At 70.1% G+C, this 9,515-nt stretch carries 8 protein-coding genes and 1 pseudogene; 2 read left to right on the top strand and 7 right to left on the bottom strand.

What is annotated here, in order from left to right; translation table 11 throughout:
* Positions 1-86 precede the first annotated feature (86 nt).
* Entirely contained in the window at positions 87-1,346 is a 1,260-nt protein-coding gene (locus ACWC91_RS08560; protein WP_450640427.1) for a protein kinase domain-containing protein, read from the bottom strand.
* 99 nt (positions 1,347-1,445) lie between these two features.
* On the bottom strand, positions 1,446-2,387 hold the full coding sequence (locus ACWC91_RS08555; RefSeq protein WP_450640429.1) for a serine/threonine-protein kinase: 942 nt from the start codon (positions 2,385-2,387) through the stop codon (positions 1,446-1,448).
* 140 nt (positions 2,388-2,527) lie between these two features.
* Between ACWC91_RS08555 and ACWC91_RS08550 the strand changes: the two genes are divergently transcribed.
* Positions 2,528-4,513 (top strand): N-6 DNA methylase, encoded by a 1,986-nt coding sequence (locus ACWC91_RS08550; protein ID WP_450640430.1) that lies wholly within the window; start codon positions 2,528-2,530, stop codon positions 4,511-4,513.
* A gap of 177 nt (positions 4,514-4,690) precedes the next feature.
* Here ACWC91_RS08550 and ACWC91_RS08545 read toward each other — a convergent pair.
* From ACWC91_RS08545 to ACWC91_RS08525, 5 genes and pseudogenes are all read right to left on the bottom strand, one after another.
* Positions 4,691-5,038: pseudogene (locus ACWC91_RS08545) on the bottom strand (DUF5996 family protein); the annotation flags it as partial.
* Between the two features lie 355 nt (positions 5,039-5,393).
* Positions 5,394-6,227, bottom strand: a complete 834-nt coding sequence (locus ACWC91_RS08540) for an SDR family NAD(P)-dependent oxidoreductase (RefSeq protein WP_450640431.1) — start codon at positions 6,225-6,227, stop codon at positions 5,394-5,396.
* Positions 6,228-6,261: 34 nt separating this feature from the next.
* On the bottom strand, positions 6,262-7,722 hold the full coding sequence (locus tag ACWC91_RS08535) for a hypothetical protein (protein WP_450640433.1): 1,461 nt from the start codon (positions 7,720-7,722) through the stop codon (positions 6,262-6,264).
* A gap of 46 nt (positions 7,723-7,768) precedes the next feature.
* On the bottom strand, positions 7,769-8,368 hold the full coding sequence (locus tag ACWC91_RS08530) for a guanylate kinase (protein ID WP_450640434.1): 600 nt from the start codon (positions 8,366-8,368) through the stop codon (positions 7,769-7,771).
* Entirely contained in the window at positions 8,365-8,970 is a 606-nt protein-coding gene (locus tag ACWC91_RS08525) for an AAA family ATPase (RefSeq protein ID WP_450640436.1), read from the bottom strand. The genes ACWC91_RS08530 and ACWC91_RS08525 overlap by 4 nt, the downstream gene beginning before the upstream one ends.
* Positions 8,971-9,118: 148 nt before the next feature.
* On the opposite strand from ACWC91_RS08525, the gene ACWC91_RS08520 reads away from it, so the two are divergent.
* Positions 9,119-9,505: a cupin domain-containing protein gene (locus ACWC91_RS08520; protein ID WP_225076796.1), complete on the top strand. Its 387-nt coding sequence runs from the start codon at positions 9,119-9,121 to the stop codon at positions 9,503-9,505.
* Positions 9,506-9,515 lie beyond the last annotated feature (10 nt).

The following is a 9,515-nucleotide window of genomic DNA, read 5'->3' as shown; positions in this document are numbered from 1 at the left end:
ACGCGCGCGTGGTCGGAGAGTAACACGGTCCGTCATGTGTGAACAGAGATTACAAAGTTGGGGGTTCGTGCGGGGGTGGCGCCGGCTCAGGTCATGCGCTGCAGTCGGGCCAGCAGGGCTCGGCTGCGTCCGGGCCCGGACTCGGCCGGCAGGACCCCGTCCTCCTCCGCGGCCAGCCGGCGCAGCAGTTCCGCGGCCGCGTGGCGCTCTCCCGTGCGGACCAGGAGTACGGCGATCTCGTAGCGGGTGTCCAGCACGGCCGGGTCACCCGGGCCGAGCAGGCTGCGCTGTTCGGCCAGCACCGACTTCAGCTCGTTCAGGGCCTCACGGGTGTTGCCCAGCGCCCCGGTGGACAGGGCGGCTCCGGCACGGGCAGTGAGGAGGTCGGCGTGTGCGAGGCCCGGTGTGGCCATGAGTTGCTCGTACTCCTCCAGGGCGCGGGCGGGGCGTCCGGAGCGGCGCACGGCGGCGATCTCGGCGAGGCGCGGGTGTGCGGGCGGTGCGGGGGAAGCCGGAGCCCGCCGGGGAGTCCAGGCGGCGAGCAGGGCGGCCACCTCCACGGCCGAGGCGGGGCGGTCCTCGGGCTTCTTCTCCAGCAGCCGCTCCACGAGGGCCCGCAGCCCGTCGGGGACGTCGGAGCGGCGGTCGGTGAGTGGCGGCACGGGTTCGGTGGCGTGCCGGTGGTACAGCACGAACTGGCTGCCGCCGGTGAACGGCGGGGCGCCGGTGAGCAGTTCGTACAGCACGCAGCCGAGCGAGTACAGGTCACTCGCGGGGACCGTCCGGCCGACGGCCTGCTCGGGTGCCATGTAAATGACCGTGCCGGGCGTGGCGTTGGGCGCGGTGAAGCGGGTCTCGCCCGGCTCGGGCTCCAGGGCGGCGGCGACGCCGAAGTCCAGGACCTTGATCTCCCCGTCGGGGGTCATCATCAGGTTGGAGGGTTTGAGGTCGCGGTGCACGACGCCCTGGCCGTGGGCGTAGGCGAGGACCTCGGCGGTGCGCCGCGTGATGTCCGCGGCCTGCTCGACGGTCAGCGGGCCGTCGCTCTTGAGGACGGAGTCCAGAGCGCGTCCGGGAACGAGGTCCATGACCAGGTACAACTCGCCGTCCTGGCTGCCGTGATCGTGGACGGCGGGGATACCCGGGTGGTTCAGGCGGCTGGTGAGACGGGTTTCGCGGAGGAATCGGCGTTCCAGGGTGCTGGGTTCGCCGCCCCGACCGCGCGGTGCGAGGACCTTGACCGCTACGTCGCGGCCGCGAGCGGCGTCGTACGCCGCCCATACGACCCCCATGCCGCCCCGGCCCAGTTCACGCGTGAGTTCGTACCGTCCCAGGCTTCGCCGCATTGCGCCCGTCTCCAGTCCCGGCGCCCGCGGGCGCCCCTCCCAGCCCCTGGCCGGGAGCTTCGCGGCGCCGCCCGGCCGGAGCGGTCATTGTCTCATCGTTCACACGGGCCTCGGACCCTGCGGGAGCAGGAACGGGCGTCGGGGATCTTCGGGCAGTCCGGGACGGGTGGCGCGTGTGAGATCCGGGTCCGGCAGGTGGGGGCCCAGGGCCGCGTAGACCTCGGCGGCGGAGGAGGGGCGGTCGTCCGGGCTCTTGGCGAGCAGCGCCGTGATCAGCTCCTGCAGGTCGCGGGGCACCTTGACGCCCGCGTCGGCGACGAGGGGCGGGGGTGCGCTCAGATGGCGGGAGGCGAGGAGGGCCGGCTGGTCGGTGGCGAAGAGGGTGTCACCGGTGAGCATGTGGTGCAGGAGGCAGCCGACCGCGTAGAGATCGCTGCGGCCGTCGAGCGGGTCGCGGCCGGACAGCAACTCGGGCGACGCGAAGGAGATGTTGCCGACACCCTCGCCGGTCATGGTCAGCCGGGGGTCGGCGTCGGAGAGCAGTTTCACCAGGCCGAAGTCGAGGATCTTCACCACTCCGTCGCGGCGGACCATGACGTTCTGCGGTTTGAGGTCGCGGTGGACGAGCCCGGCGATGTGTGCCGCGGACAGTCCGGCGCACAGCTGAGCGGCGACGGCGGCGGCCGAGGCCACGTCGAGCCGGCCGTCCTCGTGCTGGTCGAAGAGGTGCTCCAGCGTCGTGCCGTCGATGAGTTCCATCACCAGCCAGCAGATGTCGTCCGTGATCGACGCGTCGAAGACCGTCGTGACGTTGGCGTGGTCGAGGCGGGCCGCGGCCCGCGCCTCCCGGTGGAAGCGGGTCAGGGCCGCCTCGCGGCTCCACGGCACGGCCAGCAACTCCGCCGCCACGGTCTTGATGGCGACAGGTCGCTCCAGGCGCTGGTCGCGACCGAGCCACACCTGGCCCATGACACCTCGGCCGAGGATCGACGCCAGCTGATAGCGGTCATGGAGCACCATTCCCGGCTCGGGGCTCTGCATTTTCCCGTCCTCCACACTTCCCACACAGATGTTCGGGGCTTCGGTCTGTGAACAAAGTCAATGAGCGTAGTAGCCTGCCATGCACTACGGCCGCTGGGGCGCCGCCCAGCCCGGCGGCCACACACCCCGGAGAGCCTTCGATGAGTACAACCGACGCCGTACCCGTCAGCCTGGCCGAAATCGCTCGGATCGCCGGAGTCGGCCGCGCCGCGGTGAGCAACTGGCGACGCCGCCACGACTCGTTTCCCACCCGTATCGGCGGCACCGACGTCAGTCCGCAGTTCTCGCTGGCGGAGGTCGAGCACTGGCTGCGCGACAACGGCAAGCTCAAGGACGTCGGCGGCCGTGAACTTCTGTGGCCGCGTTTCGAGGCGCTGGGCAGCAGGGACGAGTCAGGGCTGGCCGTGGCCGAGGCGGCCCGCCGGATGCGCTCCTCCCGGGCTCGGACCACCCACCCTCAACTGTCTGTACAGGCCGGAGAGTTGGTGATCGAGGCGGCCAAGCTGGGGCGCAGGGAGGGCCCTCGCGAGACTTTCGAGTTCCTGCTGCAGCGGTGGCTGGAGACGCATGTACGGCAACTCAGCACCACACCGGCACAGCTCGCCGCGCTGATGGCACGGGCAGCTCTCGCCGTCCGGCTCGACGGTGACGAGGACGGGCTGACGGTCCTCGACCCGGCCTGCGGCACCGGGCACCTGCCCGCAGCGGTCGCCCACGAGTACGACGGGACCGGTCTGACGGTGCTCGCCTGCGAACGGGACCCGGCGCTCGCCGCGCTGACCTCCGCCCGTCTGGGCTTCATCGCCGACGACCGCGACATCCGTACGGAGGTCGCCACGGCCGACGCGCTGCGCGAGGACTGCTTCGCCGGGACACTCGCCGACATAGCCCTGTGCAATCCGCCCTTCAACGAGCGCGACTGGGGCTACGAGGAACTGGCAACGGACCAGCGCTGGACGCACGGTCTGCCACCCCGCACCGAGCCGGAACTGGCCTGGGTGCAACACCTGCTGTCCCACCTCAGGCCCGGCGGGACGGCGGTCGTCGTCCTGCCACCCGCCGTCGCCTCACGCAAGGCGGGCCGCCGCATCCGGGCCTCCCTGCTGCGCACCGGTGTGCTGCGGGCGGTTGTGGCGCTGCCGCCCGGGAGCGCGCAACCGCACAGCGTCTCGCTCCAGTTGTGGATTCTGCGCGCCTTGCCGGACAGTCCCTACGCGACTCCTGTCGGGCAGGACGCCCTCCTGGTGGACGCCACGCGGTTCGCCAGGCCCGGTGCGCGCGAGCCCGGACCCGACTGGGATGCCCTCCGATCGTTCGTCCTCGCCGCCCTGGAAGTCGTCGACCAGCCGGACCGGAACCCGCCGGAGGGCGCCGTCCGGGTTCCTCTGCTCGATCTTCTGGACGACGAGGTCGACGTCACCCCGGGCCGCTACGCCGCCTCCGGAAAGGAGCCCTCCCACGCTGAACTCGCGGCATCCTGGCGCGAGCTGACGACCCGTCTGGCCGACCTCACCGGCTGCGCACAGTACCTGGCCGGACTGGACCTGCAGCCCCGGACACCGCAGACCACGGCCACGGTCGGTGACCTCGTCAAGGCGGGCGCCCTGACCCTGATCGCCGGGCAGCAACCACTGGACAGCGCCCCATCGGCCGGCGCGGCGGGCCTGCCCATGCTCACCGTTCCCGACCTGCTCATGGACGGCGCTCCCAGCGGGCGTGTCCCCGAAGGCTCGGCCCACGCCGTGGCCGAGGAGGGTGACGTGGTGGTCGCCGGAGTGATCCGGGCCTTCAGGGCCTGGGTGCACCAAGGGCCGCCGACGGCGCTGGGCCCGCAGTTGTACGCGCTGCGGGTGGACCCGGAGAAACTGGACGCCCACTTCCTGGCCGGCTGCCTGCGCGCCCCCGCCAACGGACGCCAGGCCGGCACCCACGCCTCCAGCTCGTCCCGGGTGGACATCCGGCGCCTGCAGGTGCTGCCCCTGCCCCTGGCGGAACAGGCGGCCTACGCCGCAGCCTTCCGTCGCCTCACGGACTTCGACGACCTCCTCTCGCGCGCCGAGGACCTGGGGCGCCGGCTGGTGAGCGACGTGAGCGACAGGCTCGCCTCGGGCGGGTTGGGCGGCTGACGACGCAGCTCGTACAGAATTGCGGTGGGTGAACGTCGATGTCCTTGACGCAACACCCGGTGAGCGGACGGTGCCGCCCACGTCCGGGCGCTCCTTGTCGCTTGCTGCTCTCAGTGGTCGTACTGGGTGTGGGCCAGGGCAGGCGGCGTCCTGCTCGTGTACCAGACCGGCGTCAGGATGCCAGGCCGCACCGTCGACACTCCACGACCGGTTCTCCAGACCATCCGGCTCAGGCCGGATGTAGGCGTACATACCCACGTCCTGCGCCTCGGAACTGCCGAAGGAGAATCCTACCGAGACATACGCCTCGGTCCGGGCGTTCTGCTGGAAGGCCGGACCGTGGGGCGGCGGCACAGTGGGCTGCGCACGGTAGCGGTTCGCACTGGAAACGCCTCGGTGCCACCCACCTTGCCGTACGCCGACCGCATCCTGGCTGCTCGGTGGCGCCGCGCATCCCCCACGCCCACAGCGGTGGGGCCCCGTAAACCGGCGACATCTCTCACCCGGCTGCCCCGCCGTTCTCACCCTGTCGGAGCTGCCCGCGGACCCAGTGCAGCAGCCAGGGCAGGCCTGCGTTCCACGTAATTCCGGGGTCGTTGGGTCGCTGCCGGACTGGAGGTGCACGTCAGCGGGTTCTGAGCCGGGGAACGCGCTGGCCTCGACAGCGGCCGGAGTCCAGGAGTTCGCCCCGTTGGTCCCGTTCGACGGCGCCTACGTCCTCGATCCTCTGTGGCGGCGGCTTCGGATCCGCCGCTCCGGCCCAGGTGAGCTTGAGCGTGCCGCGGTCCCCGTCCTGCCTCTCCACCAGCCCGGTCCACAGCAGCGCGGGCAGGGATCCGCGGACCGCGTCCGTATCGAGGTCCCAGGCAGAGTATCTCCGCTACCCGGGCTCCCCTTCTCGGGTAGCGCGCGGACCAGGGGCGAGGATGAGGCCGGCCTGGGGTTGTCCGCCATCCACCGGAATGTGGGCGCCGTTCACGGCGCCGGAGGCCGGGGAGAGGAGGAAGGTGATCACACGAGCCACCTCATCGGCATTGAGCAAACGCCCGCTCGGGTTGCGTTGCGCGTAGGCGGCGTACGTCTCCGGGTCCCGCAGGCGTAGGCGATCCCAGCTCTTTCCCGGCAGGAGAATGGAGCCGGGGCTCACGGTGTTGACCCGGACGCGGTGCGGGGCAAGTTCTTGGCACAGTGCTCCGGCCAGATAGATCTCGGCGGACTTGGCAGCCCCGTACTGGGCGGGGAACCGTGGCTTCCAGCCGGAGATGGAGGAGACCAGTACGACGGAGCTGCCCGCTCGGAGGTGAGGCAGTCCTGCTCGGACGGCCCGGACCGCATGGCCGCCGTTCAGTTCCCAAGTCGTCTGCCAGTCCTCGCGCGTGGAGTCGAGGAGTCCGCCGCCACGCTTGCCGCCGACATTGGCCACCAGGCCGTCGAGTCCGGCGAGCGCGCACCCGGCCTGGTTCGTGAAGTCCTCCAGTTCGTCCGGCGCCAGGACGTCCACGGCTCCGGTGATCACCCGCGTGTTGTACTCCTGCTCCAGTTCGGCCGCGGCTCGGGCGAGCCGGGTGGCGTCACGTCCGCAGATGGCCAGGGACGAGCCGTCCGCGGCAAGGAGCCGCGCGACGGCGAGACCGAGGCCGCGGGTGCCGCCGGTGACCAGGAACGTCCGCTCTCGCAGTCCGTACGTGACGGCGGGCTCTGTGCTCTCTTCCATGGCCCTCAGCCTGTCATCCGACCGCCCGGACTGCTCAGCGAACCAGTTTCCGGATGACGATGCCCACGATGAGGGTGGTGAACAGCAGACCGGCCGAGGTGAACGCCACGGCCAGTGCCGTCCATTGCGCGGTCTTGAGTTCCGACGGCAGGCCGGTGCCGACGTTCAGCCACAGCGCGAGCGCCAGAACCAGGGACTTCGCTGCGGACGTCACGTCCAACACACCTTGGCCGGCGCCGCGCAGGGGACCCGCCAAGTGAAGTCCGACGGCGGTCAGGAGGACTCCCGCCAGGAGGACCCGTGCGGGATTACGGGCTCGTACGCCCCAGCCGAGGACGCCTCCGAGGACCCCGCGGGAAGCACTGCGCCTGAACAACGGAAGCAGGGAAGCCTCGCGTTGCCGGGTGAGGTAGTAGAGCTGGTCGACCTCGCGGTTCCTGTTCCGTCTGACCAGCGCCGCTCTGACCGACTCCATGGCTGTGCCCGTCACTTCGGTGAAGGAACGCTCCAGGAAGGCGACGATCTGGCGTCCGTCGCGGAAGACCTGACCGGCGAGTTCCATGTCGCCGACACTGGAGTTGGCGTCGAGGCTGTAGCGCGAGCCGCCGCCGGGCAGTCCGAGGGTGTCGGTGACCGAGGACCCGCGGAGGCTGATCACCGTCGGCTCCACGGAGGTGGCCGTCAAGCGCATCACGCTGCTGTTGTCCAGGGACAGGCAGGCCTTCACGCCCGGTCGGCTGCGGCCGCCCTCGCAGACCTGGAGGTCACGCACCTCCACGGGACCTCGTACGGTGCTCTCGGTGATCGTGCTGCGTTCCCCGGCGGGGACCACCAGCCCGTTGACGCGTAAGGTCTCGCTGCACCGCAGCTCCGTGGCTCGCAAGGGCTCGTCCAGACGCACCCGTTGCAGGTTCAGCTCCTTCGCTTCGGCGTCACGCAGATCGAGGGCGGACAGCCAGAGATCGTCGAAGGTGATGTCCTCGCGAGCACGCAGTGCACGGACGTCCACGCGCGGGCGACCGAGGCGCCCCGCGGTGACCTGACTCTTGACTGCCAGGGCAGACAAGCGGGTCTGGGTGATGCGAACGTCTCCGCGCAGCGCGTTGAGCTGGGCGAGCTCCTCGACGCGCAGGCGCTCCAGCCGGGTGGTGCCGCAGGAGTGGAGGGCCAGGGACACGAGCGAGGTGTCGGTGATGATCACTTCGCATCCCACGGGGGCGTTGCGCACCGTCAGGCGCCCGATTCGCGAGTTGGCCACGAAGACGGCGTCTGCCTCCACATGGTCTATGACGAGTTCGTCGATGTGGCAGGAGCGAATGGTCAGTGTCCCGTCGATGGTGACTCGTTCGAGGGTGACCCGGTCAGCGGAGACGGCGTCCAGAAGGAGATCCGCCTCCACCTCCTCCTGACGCAAGTGGACGCTGCGGCCGGCGACGGTGCGTTGCCGGCCGATCCTCGCCAGGTCCTCGAGTGTGCGGATCGCTCCCACAGGCATCCCCCTACTGCTTGCGGTGACAGGCTTCCTCTGTACGTGACCGTCGTCAGGTCGTGAGGTCCAAGGCCGCCCGAAGCTCTTCGGGCAGGCGTGCGGAAACCGGGCGGTCCAGCGCGGCGGCGACCTTCTTCGCCGCTTCCTCGGGTTCCACCCTGTCGGTGCGCACCACCAGGTCGAAGAGGTCGTTCAGGTCGGAGTCGAGGAGGTCCTGTACGGTCTCGTCCCAGGCTCTCAGCCGCTTGGCGGTGTCGGCATCGCCCCGCGTGCGGGAGCGGGTCTCGCACACGTCCCTCGGTACCCACAGCAACACCCGCAGCCATCCGGTCTCCGTACGGCTCAGCAGGGTGCGCAGATCGCTGACGTTCCCCATGTGCACGACCGGCACCAGCCCGCGCGCCCGGGACTCTTCCAGCAAGTGGCCGTCGACGGCGTAGACGTTGCCGTAGCGCCGGGTCTCCACCACGACGCGGCCCTGGTCACGCAATTCGTTCAGTTCGCCTTCCGTGACGAATCGGTATCCGGTTGACCGCCCCGTCCCTTGCTTGAGTTTCGTGAGCAGCTGGAACCGGGGGTCGACAGCGGACAACGCAGCGGTGATGGTGTCCTTCCCGGCGGTCGGCGGACCGTAAAGGACGACGGCGGTCATGGCCTCTCCAGCAGACGGTGCGCCACGGCTTCCAACTGCTCGGCCAGTGGCCGTGACGCGGTGATGCAGTTGTCGATCAGGTGATGCGGGGTGACCGGACGCAGCGTGAGGTCGATGCCGTTCACGTACGCGGGCCAGTGGGCGAGCTTCCAGGTGTCCCGGGAGGCGTTACGTGAGATCAGGCGCTCGCGCATGGACTCCGTGTCGCTGTCCACCCACAGTGCCTCGAACCGGGCGCCGAGCCGACGGCATCGCCTCGTGACTCGGCTGGTCCATTGAGTATCGGCGGCCTCGGTGAGGAAGGGGGCCACCAGGACCACGGAAATGCCGCATTCGAGGTTTTCCCAGGCTGCCTTCATGAGGCACTCGTACTCCAGCGGCCTGACGTGCTCCAGGTAGGCCGGACTGTGCCGGTCGTCCGGGTCGCCTCCCATGGCCTGCAGGAGTCGTTCCGTCATGGGACGGCTGAGCGTGTCCTTGTCGAGCATCGCCCAGCCCGTCGCCGCCGCCAGTAACTTGCCGGCCTCCGACTTGCCCGAGCCGGCATAACCCGCGACGAGAGACAGGGTGAGCCGTTCCGTGCCTGAGCTTGTGGTTGCCACTCGGCCCTCCAAGAGTGTTCTACGCGATCATCCTAGAAGTCCCGTGAGTTCGTCAGGGTGCGAAACTCTCATCCGGACACGAGAGTTGACGGAACCTGCCGTGTCCACGACGGACACCCTTGTGCGCCGGCTGCTAGCGTCCGCCCGCGTGAGTGACAGTGTGTATGTGGGGAACGCGGGCAAGGACGCGGCGCTGGATCGGGGGTGGCTGCTCGGGCACTTCAAGGAGGCCGGCGATCCGCGTCGCAGTGAGGCCGTGGAGATCAAGTGGGGGGTTCATCCCCGTGGCGACGAGCGGTTGCGGTGGGTGGAGGGGGAGGAACGTACGGCTCTGCTGGTGCTCATCAGGGGGCGCTTCCGGGTGGAACTCCCGGGCCGCAGCGTTCTTCTGGAGGAGCAGGGGGACTACGTGGTGTGGGGGCGTGGAGTGGACCACTCGTGGTTCGCGGAGGAGGAGTCGGTGGTGCTGACCGTTCGGTGGCCGTCCGTGCCCGGCTACGCGGTGGAGGAGGCGGTGCCGCCCGGGCGTCGGTAGGCGCGGTTCT

Source organism: Streptomyces sp. NPDC001204, from assembly GCF_053598035.1.
This window is presented reverse-complemented; position numbering and strand designations above follow the sequence as displayed.

Coding starts and splice junctions, on each gene's coding strand:
- ACWC91_RS08550 (WP_450640430.1), top strand. CDS start 2,528: ATGAGTACAACCGACGCCGTACCCGTCAGCCTGGCCGAAATCGCTCGG.
- ACWC91_RS08530 (WP_450640434.1), bottom strand. CDS start 8,368: ATGACCGCCGTCGTCCTTTACGGTCCGCCGACCGCCGGGAAGGACACC.
- ACWC91_RS08540 (WP_450640431.1), bottom strand. CDS start 6,227: ATGGAAGAGAGCACAGAGCCCGCCGTCACGTACGGACTGCGAGAGCGG.
- ACWC91_RS08555 (WP_450640429.1), bottom strand. CDS start 2,387: ATGCAGAGCCCCGAGCCGGGAATGGTGCTCCATGACCGCTATCAGCTG.
- ACWC91_RS08560 (WP_450640427.1), bottom strand. CDS start 1,346: ATGCGGCGAAGCCTGGGACGGTACGAACTCACGCGTGAACTGGGCCGG.
- ACWC91_RS08535 (WP_450640433.1), bottom strand. CDS start 7,722: ATGCCTGTGGGAGCGATCCGCACACTCGAGGACCTGGCGAGGATCGGC.